Origin of the sequence: Citrobacter sp. C13 (genome assembly GCF_014596815.2) — a bacterium.
Classification (GTDB): Bacteria; Pseudomonadota; Gammaproteobacteria; order Enterobacterales; family Enterobacteriaceae; genus Citrobacter; species Citrobacter portucalensis.
Genome location: NZ_CP115024.1, coordinates 4,601,175 through 4,616,159, shown reverse-complemented (window position 1 = coordinate 4,616,159; position 14,985 = coordinate 4,601,175). Strand labels below are relative to the sequence as shown.

Annotated in this window: 11 protein-coding genes, 2 tRNA genes, 1 rRNA gene and 1 riboswitch; of the genes, 11 read left to right on the top strand and 3 right to left on the bottom strand. The window is 52.5% G+C overall.

The window, feature by feature from the left end:
- Nucleotides 1-35 precede the first annotated feature (35 nt).
- A complete protein-coding gene (gene argE, locus IB222_RS22060) occupies nt 36-1,187 on the bottom strand; it encodes an acetylornithine deacetylase (RefSeq protein WP_003028848.1) in 1,152 nt (383 codons plus the stop codon).
- Between the two features lie 155 nt (nt 1,188-1,342).
- On the opposite strand from argE, the gene argC reads away from it, so the two are divergent.
- The 4 genes from argC to oxyR all read left to right on the top strand — a co-directional run bounded on the left by argC (nt 1,343) and on the right by oxyR (nt 5,861).
- Nucleotides 1,343-2,347 carry an N-acetyl-gamma-glutamyl-phosphate reductase gene (gene argC, locus IB222_RS22055; RefSeq protein ID WP_149384912.1) on the top strand — a complete coding sequence of 335 codons (1,005 nt, stop codon included), beginning with the start codon at nt 1,343-1,345 and terminating at the stop codon, nt 2,345-2,347.
- 10 nt (nt 2,348-2,357) lie between these two features.
- Complete coding sequence (gene argB, locus IB222_RS22050; protein ID WP_003028854.1) at nt 2,358-3,131, top strand: acetylglutamate kinase; 774 nt, start codon at nt 2,358-2,360, stop codon at nt 3,129-3,131.
- Nucleotides 3,132-3,239: 108 nt separating this feature from the next.
- Nucleotides 3,240-4,610: an argininosuccinate lyase gene (argH, locus tag IB222_RS22045; protein WP_003825132.1), complete on the top strand. Its 1,371-nt coding sequence runs from the start codon at nt 3,240-3,242 to the stop codon at nt 4,608-4,610.
- A 333-nt stretch (nt 4,611-4,943) separates the two neighbouring features.
- The gene (gene oxyR / locus IB222_RS22040) at nt 4,944-5,861 is read left to right on the top strand and encodes a DNA-binding transcriptional regulator OxyR (protein WP_008787060.1); all 918 of its coding nucleotides are present in this window, start codon (nt 4,944-4,946) and stop codon (nt 5,859-5,861) included.
- On the opposite strand, the gene sthA is transcribed toward oxyR, so the two are convergent.
- The gene (sthA, locus tag IB222_RS22035; protein ID WP_003028860.1) at nt 5,844-7,244 is read right to left on the bottom strand and encodes a Si-specific NAD(P)(+) transhydrogenase; all 1,401 of its coding nucleotides are present in this window, start codon (nt 7,242-7,244) and stop codon (nt 5,844-5,846) included. The two genes, oxyR and sthA, sit on opposite strands and share 18 nt — an antisense overlap.
- Before the next feature lie 191 nt (nt 7,245-7,435).
- On the opposite strand from sthA, the gene fabR reads away from it, so the two are divergent.
- Together fabR and IB222_RS22025 are read left to right on the top strand one after the other, a co-directional pair.
- Complete coding sequence (gene fabR, locus IB222_RS22030; protein WP_003028862.1) at nt 7,436-8,071, top strand: HTH-type transcriptional repressor FabR; 636 nt, start codon at nt 7,436-7,438, stop codon at nt 8,069-8,071.
- A gap of 15 nt (nt 8,072-8,086) precedes the next feature.
- Nucleotides 8,087-8,446 carry a YijD family membrane protein gene (locus IB222_RS22025; protein ID WP_003825114.1) on the top strand — a complete coding sequence of 120 codons (360 nt, stop codon included), beginning with the start codon at nt 8,087-8,089 and terminating at the stop codon, nt 8,444-8,446.
- An 82-nt stretch (nt 8,447-8,528) separates the two neighbouring features.
- On the opposite strand, the gene trmA is transcribed toward IB222_RS22025, so the two are convergent.
- Nucleotides 8,529-9,629 carry a tRNA (uridine(54)-C5)-methyltransferase TrmA gene (gene trmA, locus IB222_RS22020; RefSeq protein WP_149384913.1) on the bottom strand — a complete coding sequence of 367 codons (1,101 nt, stop codon included), beginning with the start codon at nt 9,627-9,629 and terminating at the stop codon, nt 8,529-8,531.
- Between the two features lie 115 nt (nt 9,630-9,744).
- Nucleotides 9,745-9,932: riboswitch (cobalamin riboswitch) on the top strand.
- A 64-nt stretch (nt 9,933-9,996) separates the two neighbouring features.
- Here trmA and btuB point away from each other — a divergent pair.
- From btuB to IB222_RS21995, 5 genes are all read left to right on the top strand, one after another.
- Complete coding sequence (gene btuB, locus IB222_RS22015) at nt 9,997-11,853, top strand: TonB-dependent vitamin B12 receptor BtuB (protein WP_126319592.1); 1,857 nt, start codon at nt 9,997-9,999, stop codon at nt 11,851-11,853.
- Nucleotides 11,798-12,649, top strand: a complete 852-nt coding sequence (gene murI / locus IB222_RS22010; protein ID WP_149384914.1) for a glutamate racemase — start codon at nt 11,798-11,800, stop codon at nt 12,647-12,649. The genes btuB and murI overlap by 56 nt, the downstream gene beginning before the upstream one ends.
- Nucleotides 12,650-13,029: 380 nt before the next feature.
- A 16S ribosomal RNA gene (locus tag IB222_RS22005) occupies nt 13,030-14,571 on the top strand.
- Nucleotides 14,572-14,642: 71 nt separating this feature from the next.
- Nucleotides 14,643-14,719: transfer RNA gene (locus IB222_RS22000), tRNA-Ile, on the top strand.
- Between the two features lie 105 nt (nt 14,720-14,824).
- Nucleotides 14,825-14,900 (top strand) — tRNA-Ala (locus IB222_RS21995).
- Nucleotides 14,901-14,985 lie beyond the last annotated feature (85 nt).

Genomic DNA, 14,985 nt, shown 5'->3' with positions numbered 1-14,985 from the left:
GCTTACCACTTAAGGATTAGCGGGGTGACAAGTAGTTAATGCCAGCAAAAATGATGCACAACCTGGGTGATTAATTCGCGAGTTGGCTTAATAAAGCGTGTTTCCAGATATTCATCCGGCTGATGCGCCTGATTAATAGAACCTGGACCCAATACCAGCGTCGGGCAAAGCGTCTGGATAAATGGCGCTTCGGTGCAGTAGTTCACCACTTCAGTCTGTGCGCCCAGCAGTTTCTCAACCACCTCTACCAGTTGATGGTCAGGCGGACACTCATAGCCTGGAATCGGCGGATGCAGTTCCGATACGGTCAGGCGACCCGGCCAGCGTTCGCTGACAGGGGCCAGCGCTTCGTTAAGTAACCCATTGAGATCGTTTAGCGTCATACCCGGTAGCGGTCGAATATCCATATGCAGTTCGCAGCAGGCGCAGATTCTGTTGGCGGCGTCGCCGCCGTGGATGTGGCCCAAATTTAACGTTGGATACGGAACGGTAAAGGCATCATGGTGATAGCGCGCTTTCAGGTCATCGCGCAGATGCATGATATGGCCGATGGCATCATGCATCAGTTCAATCGCATTAACGCCACGCGCCGGATCGCTTGAATGACCCGACTGCCCCAGAATGCGTATCGCATTAGAGATATGACCTTTGTGCGCGCGAACCGGTTGGAGTGAAGTGGGTTCGCCAATAATCGCGCAGTCCGGGCGCAGAGCGGTGGTTTCAGAGAAATAGCGTGCTCCCGCCATGCTGGTCTCTTCGTCGGCAGTGGCCAGAATGTAGAGGGGCTTTTTCAGCTTCGTGACGTCGACATCACGCAACGCGTCGAGGATAAAGGCGAAGAAGCCTTTCATGTCCGCCGTACCCAAACCATACAGCTTATTGTCATGCTCGGTCAGAGTGAACGGGTCGCGCGTCCAGCGTCCGTCGTCAAAGGGTACGGTATCGGTATGGCCCGCCAACAACAGACCACCAGCGCCCTGTCCAATGCTCGCCAGCATATTGAATTTATTTCGCGTATCGGGAACCGGCTGGACCTCCACATTGAAGCCTAAATCTTTAAACCAGCCCGCCAACAGAGTGATTAAACCTGCATTGCTTTGATCGAGCGCTTCTTCGGTAGCGCTAATCGATGGCGTGGCAATCAGAGCGCGGTAAATCTCGATAAATGGCGGTAAATTGTTTTTCATTGTTGACACACCTCGGGTCATGATAGTATCAATATTCATGCAGTATTTGTGAATAAAAATACATTAACGTTGAGCGTAATAAAACCCACCAAGTGTAAGGTGAGGTGATAAAGGCTTATACCTGGCAACAGAATCTAAGAAGGTGAGCAGCCCCGATGTTGAATACGCTGATTGTGGGCGCCAGTGGCTATGCCGGCGCAGAGCTTGTGACCTATGTAAATCGCCATCCTGATATGACCATAACCGCTTTGACCGTCTCAGCGCAAAGCAATGATGCAGGAAAATTAATCTCCGATTTGCATCCGCAGTTGAAAGGCATTGTCGATTTACCGTTGCAGCCAATGTCAGATATCAGCGAGTTTAGCGCAGGGTTGGATGTTGTGTTCCTCGCAACGGCTCATGAGGTGAGTCATGACCTGGCGCCGCAGTTTTTGCAGGCCGGTTGCGTGGTGTTTGACCTCTCTGGCGCGTTTCGTGTCAACGACGGCGCGTTCTATGAAAAATATTATGGTTTTACCCATCAGCATCCCGACCTGCTGGAGCAGGCAGTTTACGGGCTGGCGGAGTGGAACGCGGACAAGCTGAAAGAAGCGAATCTGATTGCTGTGCCGGGTTGTTACCCGACGGCGGCGCAGCTTTCGCTGAAACCACTGATTGACGCCGGACTGTTGGATCTCAGCCAGTGGCCGGTAATTAATGCGACCAGTGGCGTGAGCGGCGCGGGCCGTAAAGCGGCTATCTCTAATAGTTTTTGCGAAGTAAGCCTGCAACCGTATGGCGTGTTTACCCATCGTCATCAGCCGGAAATCGCCACTCATCTGGGGGCTGAAGTGATTTTCACCCCACATCTGGGCAACTTCCCGCGCGGAATTCTGGAAACTATCACTTGCCGCCTTAACGCGGGTGTAACTCATGCTCAGGTAGCTCTGACGCTGCAACAGGCGTATGGCGATAAACCGCTGGTGCGTCTGTATGACAAAGGGGTTCCAGCGCTGAAGAATGTGGTTGGATTACCATTCTGTGATATAGGGTTTGCTGTGCAGGGTGAGCATTTGATCGTTGTGGCGACGGAAGACAACTTATTGAAAGGCGCGGCGGCACAGGCGATGCAGTGCGCAAATATTCGTTTTGGCTTTGCCCAAACGCAGTCTCTTATTTAAGGGTGCAACAATGAATCCATTAATTATCAAGCTGGGCGGCGTTTTACTGGATAGCGAAGAGGCGCTGGAGCGCTTGTTTACCGCACTGGTGAATTATCGTGAGTCGCACCAGCGTCCGCTGGTCATTGTGCACGGTGGCGGCTGCGTGGTCGACGAGCTGATGAAGCAGCTGAATCTGCCTGTGAAAAAGAAAAATGGTCTGCGCGTCACGCCTGCCGATCAAATTGACATTATTACCGGTGCCCTGGCGGGAACGGCGAATAAAACCTTGCTGGCCTGGGCGAAAAAGCATCACATCGCGTCTGTTGGTCTGTATCTTGGCGATGGCGACAGCGTAAAAGTGACGCCGCTCGATAAAGAACTGGGTCATGTTGGACTGGCACAGCCGGGTTCGCCTAAGCTGATTAACACGCTGCTGGAAAGCGGTTTTCTGCCGGTAGTAAGCTCTATTGGCGTCACTGATGATGGGCTGCTGATGAACGTGAATGCCGATCAGGCGGCAACGGCGCTGGCGGCAACGCTGGGTGCGGATCTGATCCTGCTCTCTGATGTGAGCGGTATTCTGGATGGCAAAGGCCAGCGCATTGCCGAAATGACCGCGGCGAAAGCGGAACAGCTGATTGAACAGGGCATTATTACCGATGGCATGATCGTGAAGGTGAATGCGGCGCTGGATGCCGCGCGTACGCTGGGCCGTCCGGTGGATATCGCCTCCTGGCGTCATGCAGAGCAACTCCCGGCGCTGTTTAACGGCACGCCAATTGGTACGCGTATTCTGGCTTAACTATTAATGTGCCGGATGGCGGCTTCGCCTTATCCGGCCTACGTGGGTTTTGTAGGCTCGGTAAGCGCAGCGCCACCGGGCAAAAATATCATATTAAGGAAATTTGTTATGGCACTTTGGGGTGGGCGTTTTACACAGGCAGCAGATCAGCGGTTCAAACAGTTCAACGACTCGTTGCGTTTTGACTACCGCCTGGCAGAACAGGATATTGTTGGCTCTGTGGCCTGGTCCAAAGCGTTGGTAACAGTCGGTGTACTGACTGCCGATGAACAGCTGCAGTTGGAAGAGGCGCTGAATAACCTGCTGGAAGAGGTTCGTGCGAATCCTCAGCAGATTTTGCAAAGCGATGCCGAAGATATTCACAGTTGGGTGGAAGGTAAGCTGATTGATAAAGTCGGCCAGCTTGGTAAAAAACTGCATACCGGGCGTAGCCGTAATGACCAGGTCGCGACCGATCTCAAGCTGTGGTGCAAAGACACGGTTATCGAATTACTGTCGGCCAATCGTCAGTTGCAAACTGCGCTGGTGGTGACGGCGGAGAATAACCAGGACGCCGTCATGCCGGGCTACACCCACCTGCAACGTGCGCAGCCGGTGACGTTTGCTCACTGGTGTCTGGCCTATGTTGAAATGTTGGCGCGTGACGAGAGCCGTTTGCAGGATGCGCTCAAACGCCTGGACGTCAGTCCGTTAGGCTGCGGCGCGCTGGCGGGTACGGCGTATGAAATCGATCGCGAGCAGCTGGCGGGTTGGTTGGGCTTTGCCTCGGCAACGCGCAACAGTCTGGACAGCGTATCTGACCGTGACCACGTGCTGGAGTTACTCTCCGACGCCTCTATCGGCATGGTACACCTGTCGCGTTTTGCTGAAGATCTGATTTTCTTTAACACCGGCGAAGCGGGCTTTGTTGAACTGTCCGATCGTGTGACTTCGGGTTCATCTTTGATGCCGCAGAAGAAAAATCCGGATGCGCTGGAGCTGATCCGTGGCAAATGCGGTCGCGTGCAGGGTGCGCTGACCGGCATGATGATGACGTTAAAAGGCCTCCCACTGGCATACAACAAAGATATGCAGGAAGACAAAGAAGGGCTATTCGACGCGCTCGACACCTGGCTGGACTGTCTGCATATGGCCGCGCTGGTGCTGGATGGCATCCAGGTGAAACGTCCGCGTTGTCAGGAAGCGGCGCAGCAGGGTTATGCTAACGCCACTGAGCTGGCGGATTATCTGGTGGCGAAAGGCGTCCCGTTCCGCGAAGCGCACCATATCGTGGGGGAAACGGTGGTCGAGGCGATTCGTCAGGGCAAACCGCTGGAAGCGCTGTCGCTTGCCGACTTACAAAAGTTCAGCCAGGTGATTGGCGATGACGTTTACCCGATCCTCTCGTTGCAATCGTGTCTGGATAAACGTGCAGCGAAAGGTGGCGTGTCGCCGCAGCAGGTTGCGCAGGCGATCGACTTCGCGAAGGCACGCCTGTAGGTCGGATAAGGCGAAGCCGCCATCCGGCAATGTGCGCCGTTCTGCCTGATAGCGCTACGCTTATCAGGCCTACCAAACCATAACCCGGCCGAGCTTTGCGACGCCGGGCTTTTTTATGCAAAAAAAATGCGGACGCAAGGTCCGCAAAAGTTCACGTTGGCTTTAGTTATTTCGAGTATGAGAGAAATTCTCAAAACGGACAGTAGCTTCAAGGGTTAAAGGGGTACCGTTCCGTTTCTGTGGTGCATTATTAAACAGAAAGCTTGATAGGGATAATCGTTCGTTGCTATGCTACCTATCGCTACGAACTATCGTGGCGATGGAGGATGAATAATGAATATTCGTGATCTTGAATACCTGGTAGCGCTAGCCGAACATCGTCACTTCCGACGAGCGGCAGACTCCTGTCACGTTAGCCAACCCACGCTGAGCGGGCAGATCCGCAAGCTGGAAGATGAGCTTGGCGTCATGTTGCTGGAGCGTACGAGTCGTAAGGTGCTGTTCACCCAGGCTGGTTTGCTGCTGGTGGATCAGGCGCGCACCGTGCTGCGCGAGGTCAAAGTGCTCAAGGAGATGGCAAGCCAACAAGGCGAGACAATGTCTGGCCCGCTGCATATTGGTTTGATCCCAACGGTGGGGCCATACCTGCTGCCGCATATTATCCCTATGTTGCACCAGACCTTTCCAAAACTGGAAATGTATCTTCATGAGGCGCAGACGCATCAGCTGTTGGCGCAACTGGATAGCGGCAAGCTCGACTGCGTCATTCTGGCGCTGGTCAAAGAGAGTGAGGCGTTCATCGAAGTACCGTTATTTGATGAGCCTATGATGCTGGCGATCTATGAAGATCATCCATGGGCAAACCGTGACTGTGTTCCGATGTCCGATCTGGCGGGTGAAAAACTGCTGATGCTGGAAGATGGCCACTGCCTGCGCGATCAGGCGATGGGCTTCTGCTTTGAAGCGGGTGCTGATGAAGATACCCATTTCCGGGCAACCAGTCTGGAAACGCTGCGTAACATGGTAGCGGCAGGAAGCGGTATTACCTTGCTGCCTGCGCTGGCCGTTCCGCCGGAGCGTAAGCGTGATGGTGTCGTTTATCTGCCATGCATTAAACCCGAACCGCGTCGCACGATTGGTCTGGTGTACCGTCCTGGTTCGCCGCTGCGCAGCCGTTATGAACAGCTGGCAGAGGCCATCCGTGGATCAATGGATGGCCATTTCGACAGTGCGTTAAAACAGGCGGTTTAAGCCATTTAGCGCCGCTACCCGATAGGCTTCTGCCATGGTTGGGTAGTTAAAGGTGGTGTTAACGAAGTACTCGATAGTGTTACCACCACCTTTTTGCTCCATTATCGCTTGTCCGATGTGAATAATTTCGGCCGCGCGCTCCCCAAAGCAGTGGATCCCCAAAATCTCTTTGGTTTCGCGATGGAACAGGATCTTCAGTGTTCCGACACTCATACCCACGATTTGTGCACGTGCCAGATGCTTAAACTGGGCGCGGCCAACCTCGTATGGAACTTTCATTGCCGTGAGCTGCTGTTCTGTTTTACCAACGGAGCTGATTTCCGGAATGGTGTAAATTCCGGTTGGGATATCTTCGATCAGATGCGCGGTGGCTTCGCCTTTTACCAGTGCCTGGGCGGCAATGCGTCCCTGGTCGTAGGCCGCTGATGCCAGGCTCGGATAACCGATCACATCCCCTACGGCATACACATGCGGCAGCGCCGTCTGGTACATGCTGTTGACCTTCAATTGCCCACGGCTGTCGGTTTTCAGACCAATATTTTCCAGCGCCAGCGAATCGGTATTACCGGTACGGCCATTGGCGTACAGCAGGCAGTCGGCCTTCAGTTTCTTACCGGACTTCAGGTGCATGATGACGCCGTCATCGCAACCTTCAATCTTCTCATACTCTTCGTTGTGGCGAATGACCACACCGCTGTTCCAGAAGTGGTAAGAGAGCGAGTCGGACATCTCCTGATCGAGGAATGCCAGCAGACGATCACGGGTGTTGATTAAATCAACTTTGACGTCCATTCCACGGAAGATCGACGCATATTCACAGCCAATGACCCCCGCGCCATAAATCAGCACATGACGGGGTTCGTGGTGCAGGCTCAGGATAGAGTCACTGTCGTAAACCCGGGGATGCGAAAAGTCGACATCAACAGGGCGATAAGGACGCGAACCGCAGGCAATAACAAACTTATCCGCAGTCAGCGTTTCCACCGTACCGTCGTGACATTCCAGGGCAATCGTGTGTTCATCAACAAAACGGGCATTTCCCTGCAAAATTTCGCAGTGGTTGCGTTCGTAAAATCCTTGCCGCATACGTGTTTGCTGATTAATAACGTTATCAGCGTGGTTGAGAATATCGGCGAAAGAAGAACGAAGGAGTCGGGAGTGGTCGCTGTACAGTGGGTTCTGATTGAATTCAATAATGCGGCTGACGGCGTGGCGGAGAGCTTTCGACGGGATGGTGCCCCAGTGGGTACAACCTCCGCCGACGTTATGATAGCGCTCAATTACCGCGACGCGCGCTCCTTGCTTAACCAGACCCATTGCCGCGCCTTCGCCGCCGGGACCGGAACCTATTACTATTGCATCGTAATCGTAAGAATGTGACATGGTCAGGCTTACCTGTTCTTATACATAAAAGCAACAGAATAGTAACATCGTTGTTGAGATAACCCAATTATCGTTGTGCTTTTTTGCGAACTCGAAGCACAAACTGCGCGTAAACAATCATTCACAAAGCCATGCCAACCGCCTAATCTCTGGTATAGTGCCAGCAAGGTATGTGGAAGGATTCAGACATCGTGATGGGCGTTAGAGCGCAACAAAAAGAAAAAACCCGGCGTTCGCTGGTAGAAGCCGCATTTAGTCAACTGAGCGCTGAGCGCAGTTTTGCCAGTCTCAGTTTACGCGAAGTTGCTCGTGAAGCGGGCATTGCGCCAACCTCGTTTTATCGCCATTTCCGCGATGTGGATGAACTCGGCCTGACGATGGTGGATGAAAGCGGTCTGATGCTGCGTCAGTTGATGCGCCAGGCGCGCCAGCGTATCGCGAAGGGCGGGAGTGTGATCCGCACCTCGGTCTCAACATTTATGGAGTTCATCGGCAACAATCCCAACGCCTTCCGTTTATTATTGCGCGAGCGTTCGGGGACATCCGCAGCGTTTCGTGCAGCGGTCGCTCGTGAAATTCAGCACTTCATTGCGGAACTTGCGGACTATCTGGAACTCGAAAACCATATGCCTCGTGCGTTTACTGAAGCGCAAGCCGAAGCCATGGTAACCATTGTGTTCAGCGCCGGGGCAGAAGCACTGGATGTTGGCGCTGAACAGCGCCGACAACTGGAAGAGCGGCTGGTATTGCAACTACGCATGATCGCGAAAGGCGCATTTTATTGGTACCGCCGTGAACAAGAGAAGATGACGCACCACTCCGAGTAACGAGAAGGACAAGCAATGAAACAGTCAGGTCAAGATAAAGGTACGCTGCTGCTGGCGCTGGTTGCTGGCTTATCGATCAATGGTACATTTGCGGCGCTGTTTAGCTCCATTGTGCCATTCTCCGTATTCCCGATTATTTCGCTGGTGCTGACGGTGTATTGTCTGCATCAACGCTATCAGAACCGCACCATGCCTGTGGGATTGCCGGGCCTGGCCGCTGCCTGTTTTATTCTCGGTGTTCTGCTGTACAGCACCGTGGTACGCGCTGAATATCCGGATATTGGCTCTAACTTCTTCCCGGCGGTACTGTCTGTGATATTGGTGTTCTGGATCGGCTTTAAAGTGCGTAACCGTAAACAGGAAATTGCAGAGTAACAGTTGTCGCTGTAGGCCGGATAAGGCAAAGCCACTATCCGGCAATCTGAACAGGTAGCGCTTATCCAGCCTACGTTCTGTCTTACTTCTTGGTTAACAGTACGCCGCACTCCATATGGTGCGTATACGGGAACTGATCGAATAGCGCCAGACGTGAAACATTGTGCGTCTGGCTTAACGTTTCCAGATTCTTACACAGCGTCTCCGGATTGCAGGAGATGTACAGAATGCGCGGATACGCCTGCACCATTTTCTCCGTTTCACTGTCCAGACCGCTGCGCGGTGGGTCAACGAAGATAGTTTCACACTGGTAACTCTTCAGATCGATTCCCTGCAAACGGTTGAACTCGCGAACGCCGTTCATCGCCTGAGTAAATTCTTCGGCCGCCATGCGGATTATTTGTACGTTATCAATCTGGTTCGCCGCAATGTTGTACTGTGCAGCAGCCACGGACGGCTTGGCGATTTCCGTCGCCAGTACGCGGTTGAAGTTTTGCGCCAGGGCTAACGAGAAATTGCCATTGCCGCAATACAGCTCCAGCAGGTCGCCTTTTGAGCCCCTGGTGACATCAATCGCCCACTCCAGCATCTGAATATTCATGGCGGCGTTTGGCTGGGTGAAGCTGTTCTCAACCTGGCGATAGATAATCTCTTTACCCGCAACCGGCAAGCGTTCGTCAATGTAGTCCTGATCCAGCTCTATTTTGGTTTTGGTTGCCCGGCCAATCAGATGCACATTCAGGTTTTTCGCCCGCAGCGCATCCCGCAGCGCTTCAGCTTCCTGACGCCATTCATCATCCAGTTTTTTATGGTACAGCATCGATACCACCGCCTGATCGCTCAGGGTTGTGAGGTAATCAATCTGAAACAGTTTGTGACGCAGGACGTGGTTGTTGCGAACGCCTTCGATCATTGCCGTCATCAGCGTGTTGATAAGCTCACTGGCTGCCGGGAAGCTGTCGACACGGATACGGTTTTTGGTCTGGCTGTCGAACATGATGTGGTAAAGATCATCACCGTCATGCCACAAACGGAATTCCGCGCGCATACGGTAGTGGCTGACCGGTGAGCGAAACACTTCCGGAGCCTGTGCATAAAATGGCGTCATTAAGCTCTGCAGACGCACCACTTTTTCAGCTAACTGTGCGTCGTACTGTTCTGTCGGAAGGTGTTCGGGGGTCATGATGCGTCCTGAAAAATAAAAGTACGCGGGGATTGTAGGGATTGCTCATCAGATGTCCAGTCATTGATGATTTCCGATATTGTGATACGCAGTCTGGACAGTGGGTTGTAACAAACTGTAGCATCCGTTTTCCGGTCCTGTGAGTTAAAAGGGAATCCAGTGTGAATCTGGAGCTGACGCGCAGCGGTAAGGAAGGTAGGGGATGAGCGCACCTGGTGCAGACACTGCGGCATGCCGTGGGAAGTTATCGTCTCTTTAAGTTGCCTCCAAGCCCGAAGACCTGCCGGCTAACGTCGCATCTGGCTTTCATCATCGCGTACTATCGGTGGGACCTGCGGCATCCTTCTTATATTGTGGATGCTTTACAATGATTAAAAAATCGTTGCTGTGCACGGCACTTTCCGTCACGGCATTTTCTGGTTGGGCACAGGATACTAGCCCAGATACTCTCGTCGTTACTGCCAACCGTTTTCAGCAGCCTGTTAACACCGTCCTTGCCCCCACTGATGTGGTGACGCGTGAAGATATTCAGCGCTGGCAGTCAAAAGATCTCAATGATGTCATGCGCCGATTGCCGGGCGTAGATATTTCGCAGAGCGGCGGTATGGGGAAAAGCTCCTCGCTGTATGTTCGCGGTACTGAGTCCCGGCATGTCCTGGTATTGATTGATGGCGTGCCGATGGCGCGGGCGGGTATCAGTAATGCGATTGATATTGGTCAGATTCCGGTATCGTTGGTGCAACGTGTTGAATACATTCGCGGGCCGCGTTCAGCAGTGTACGGGTCTGGCGCGATCGGTGGTGTGGTTAACATCATTACGATGAGTGATGAAGAGAAATCACAGATCAACGCAGGTATGGGGACTGATGGTTATCAGACCTACGACGGCACGATAAAAAAACGATTTGGTAACACGATGGTGACGGCGGCTGGCGCTTACCAGACGACCAAAGGTTTTAACATTCAACCTGATTCCCCTTACAGCGGCGACAGCGATCGCGATGGTTATCGCAACAAACTGTTCTGGGGCGGCTTGCAGCACAAGTTTAACGATAACTTCTCCGGTTTCTTCCGTGGTTACGGCTACACGGCGAATAGCGATTACGATCAGGGCTCTTATGGCTATGCTGGCGGTAATGACGAAGCTCAGAATTACACTCAGTCCTGGGATTCCGGCCTTCGTTACAGCTCAGGTATCTATTCCGCCCAACTGATTGCTAACTACCAGCATCTCAAAGATTACAACTATAGCAATCAACTCGGTCGTTATGCGGGGGATGCTACGCTGGATAATATGGAACAGCGCTATATTCAGTGGGGAAATAACGTTGAGGTTGGGCATGGAGCGATTAGCGGTGGTGTCGACTGGAAACAAGAAAAGCTGACTTCCAGTAGTACCACGAAATCGGACGCTTATAAACGTGATACGACCGGACTTTATCTAACTGGGCAACAACAAATTGAAAGCGTCACGCTGGAAGCCTCAGGCCGTGAAGATCATGATGAACAATTCGGCTGGCATGGCACCTGGCAGACTGCTGCAGGCTGGGAGTTTGTTGATGGCTACCGTGCAACGCTCTCTTATGGCACAGGTTTCCTGGCTCCTTCACTTGGTCAGCAATACGGGGCTACGCGTTTTGCTTCTTCCTATGGGCCGGGTATTGCAGCCAACCCGAATTTGAAACCGGAAGAATCTAAACAGTGGGAAGCAGGGATTGATGGATTGACAGGGCCGCTTGATTGGCGTCTTTCTGCATATCATTATGAAATTCAAAACCTGATCGATTACAAGAATAACCAGTACGTCAACGTTAAGTCAGCCACGATTAAAGGGCTGGAATGGACTGGGAATGTTACGACAGGCCCGGTAGATCATCACCTGACGCTACAGTATGTTGACCCGCGGGATGATGATACGAATAAGGTACTCTATCGCCGAGCAAAACAGCAGGTTAAGTATGAGTTAACTGGGCAGGTTCAGGACTTGGGGTGGAACGTTGCTTATCAATATATAGGTGAACGTTACGATAATGATTACGACAATAATCGTGATGTTAAATTGGGCGGTGTCAGCTTGTGGGATATCGGAGTGTCATATCCAATCACCTCACAGCTGACAGTTCGTGGTAAAATCGCCAACCTGTTCGATAAAGATTACGAGACAGTTTATGGCTACGCAACTGCAGGACGGGAATACACCTTGTCTGGCAGCTACACCTTCTGATCCCCGTCCCACCGTGCTGGTATTTGATTCCGGCGTCGGTGGGTTGTCGGTCTATGACGAGATCCGGCGTCTTCTGCCGGATCTCCACTATATCTACGCTTTCGACAACGTCGCCTTTCCTTATGGAGAGAAGAGCGAGGCGTTTATCGTCGAGCGTGTTGTTGAGATTGTGACTGCGGTCCAGCAGCGCTATCCCCTCTCTCTTGCGGTCATCGCGTGTAATACAGCAAGCACGGTGTCGCTCCCTGCGTTACGTGAGAAATTTGCTTTCCCGGTTGTGGGCGTGGTGCCTGCGATTAAACCGGCAGCGCGACTCACGGCGAACGGTGTTGTGGGGCTACTGGCTACACGTGCAACGGTGAAGCGCTCGTATACCCATGAGCTGATTGCGCGATTCGCTAACGAATGCCAAATTGCAATGTTGGGTTCTGCTGAGCTGGTGGAACTTGCGGAAGCGAAGCTACACGGTGAAACAGTTTCTCTGGAAGAGCTGCGGCGTATTCTGCGTCCGTGGCTGCGGATGTCTGAACCACCTGACACTGTAGTGCTCGGCTGCACTCATTTCCCTCTATTACAGGAAGAGCTTTTACAGGTCCTGCCCGAGGGGACGAGACTGGTGGATTCTGGTGCCGCGATAGCGCGCCGCACGGCCTGGTTGTTAGAGCATGAAGCACCAGATGCGAAATCAACCGATGAGAACGTCGCATTTTGTATGGCAATGACGACAGAAGCTGAACAATTATTGCCTGTGCTACAGCGCTATGGCTTTAAAACGCTCGAAAAACTGTCAGTTTAAGTGGTTTTGATGAAAAAATACGCACTCGGAAGATTATTTTAAATTTCCCCTTGTCAGCCTGAAATAACTCCCTATAATGCGCCTCCACTGACACGGAACAACGGATTAAAAGCCGCCGGGTCAGCGGGGTTCCACTGAGAATCTCGTAGAGAAAAGCAAAAATAAATGCTTGACTCTGAATGAGGAAAACGTAATATACGGGACCTCGCGACAGAGCGCTAAAGCGCGTCGCAACTGCTCTTTAACAATTTATCAGACAATCTGTGTGGGCACTCGAAGATACGGATTCTTAACGTCGCAAGACGAAAAATGAATACCAAGTCTCAACGAGTGAACACGTAATTCATTACGAAGTTTAATTCATTGAGCATCAAACTTTTAAATTGAAGAGTTTGATCATGGCTCAGATTGAACGCTGGCGGCAGGCCTAACACATGCAAGTCGAACGGTAGCACAGAGGAGCTTGCTCCTTGGGTGACGAGTGGCGGACGGGTGAGTAATGTCTGGGAAACTGCCCGATGGAGGGGGATAACTACTGGAAACGGTAGCTAATACCGCATAACGTCGCAAGACCAAAGAGGGGGACCTTCGGGCCTCTTGCCATCGGATGTGCCCAGATGGGATTAGCTAGTAGGTGGGGTAACGGCTCACCTAGGCGACGATCCCTAGCTGGTCTGAGAGGATGACCAGCCACACTGGAACTGAGACACGGTCCAGACTCCTACGGGAGGCAGCAGTGGGGAATATTGCACAATGGGCGCAAGCCTGATGCAGCCATGCCGCGTGTATGAAGAAGGCCTTCGGGTTGTAAAGTACTTTCAGCGAGGAGGAAGGTGTTGTGGTTAATAACCGCAGCAATTGACGTTACTCGCAGAAGAAGCACCGGCTAACTCCGTGCCAGCAGCCGCGGTAATACGGAGGGTGCAAGCGTTAATCGGAATTACTGGGCGTAAAGCGCACGCAGGCGGTCTGTCAAGTCGGATGTGAAATCCCCGGGCTCAACCTGGGAACTGCATCCGAAACTGGCAGGCTAGAGTCTTGTAGAGGGGGGTAGAATTCCAGGTGTAGCGGTGAAATGCGTAGAGATCTGGAGGAATACCGGTGGCGAAGGCGGCCCCCTGGACAAAGACTGACGCTCAGGTGCGAAAGCGTGGGGAGCAAACAGGATTAGATACCCTGGTAGTCCACGCCGTAAACGATGTCGACTTGGAGGTTGTGCCCTTGAGGCGTGGCTTCCGGAGCTAACGCGTTAAGTCGACCGCCTGGGGAGTACGGCCGCAAGGTTAAAACTCAAATGAATTGACGGGGGCCCGCACAAGCGGTGGAGCATGTGGTTTAATTCGATGCAACGCGAAGAACCTTACCTACTCTTGACATCCAGAGAACTTAGCAGAGATGCTTTGGTGCCTTCGGGAACTCTGAGACAGGTGCTGCATGGCTGTCGTCAGCTCGTGTTGTGAAATGTTGGGTTAAGTCCCGCAACGAGCGCAACCCTTATCCTTTGTTGCCAGCGGTTCGGCCGGGAACTCAAAGGAGACTGCCAGTGATAAACTGGAGGAAGGTGGGGATGACGTCAAGTCATCATGGCCCTTACGAGTAGGGCTACACACGTGCTACAATGGCATATACAAAGAGAAGCGACCTCGCGAGAGCAAGCGGACCTCATAAAGTATGTCGTAGTCCGGATTGGAGTCTGCAACTCGACTCCATGAAGTCGGAATCGCTAGTAATCGTGGATCAGAATGCCACGGTGAATACGTTCCCGGGCCTTGTACACACCGCCCGTCACACCATGGGAGTGGGTTGCAAAAGAAGTAGGTAGCTTAACCTTCGGGAGGGCGCTTACCACTTTGTGATTCATGACTGGGGTGAAGTCGTAACAAGGTAACCGTAGGGGAACCTGCGGTTGGATCACCTCCTTACCTTAAAGAACCGACCTTTGCAGTGCTCACACAGATTGTCTGATGAAAATTAGCAGTAAGAAAATCTCTGCAGGCTTGTAGCTCAGGTGGTTAGAGCGCACCCCTGATAAGGGTGAGGTCGGTGGTTCAAGTCCACTCAGGCCTACCAAATTCTTTCTGATACCGCGTTGTGAAACGACTCGCATACTTCAGTATGCTTCACCGTTCCACGCCTTGTCTCAGCAAGAATTAAGGTGAATGAGATAACTACGATGGGGCTATAGCTCAGCTGGGAGAGCGCCTGCCTTGCACGCAGGAGGTCTGCGGTTCGATCCCGCATAGCTCCACCATCCCTTACTGCAAAAACACAAGAAAACTTCAGAGTGTACCTGAAAAGGTTCACTGCGAAGTTTTGCTCTTTAAAAATCTGGATCA

Bases quoted from the DNA above. Each gene is read 5' to 3' on its own strand.
- argE (WP_003028848.1), bottom strand. From the start codon at position 1,187: ATGAAAAACAATTTACCGCCATTTATCGAGATTTACCGCGCTCTGATT.
- argC (WP_149384912.1), top strand. From the start codon at position 1,343: ATGTTGAATACGCTGATTGTGGGCGCCAGTGGCTATGCCGGCGCAGAG.
- argB (WP_003028854.1), top strand. From the start codon at position 2,358: ATGAATCCATTAATTATCAAGCTGGGCGGCGTTTTACTGGATAGCGAA.
- argH (WP_003825132.1), top strand. From the start codon at position 3,240: ATGGCACTTTGGGGTGGGCGTTTTACACAGGCAGCAGATCAGCGGTTC.
- oxyR (WP_008787060.1), top strand. From the start codon at position 4,944: ATGAATATTCGTGATCTTGAATACCTGGTAGCGCTAGCCGAACATCGT.
- sthA (WP_003028860.1), bottom strand. From the start codon at position 7,244: ATGTCACATTCTTACGATTACGATGCAATAGTAATAGGTTCCGGTCCC.
- IB222_RS22025 (WP_003825114.1), top strand. From the start codon at position 8,087: ATGAAACAGTCAGGTCAAGATAAAGGTACGCTGCTGCTGGCGCTGGTT.
- trmA (WP_149384913.1), bottom strand. From the start codon at position 9,629: ATGACCCCCGAACACCTTCCGACAGAACAGTACGACGCACAGTTAGCT.
- btuB (WP_126319592.1), top strand. From the start codon at position 9,997: ATGATTAAAAAATCGTTGCTGTGCACGGCACTTTCCGTCACGGCATTT.
- murI (WP_149384914.1), top strand. From the start codon at position 11,798: ATGGCTACGCAACTGCAGGACGGGAATACACCTTGTCTGGCAGCTACA.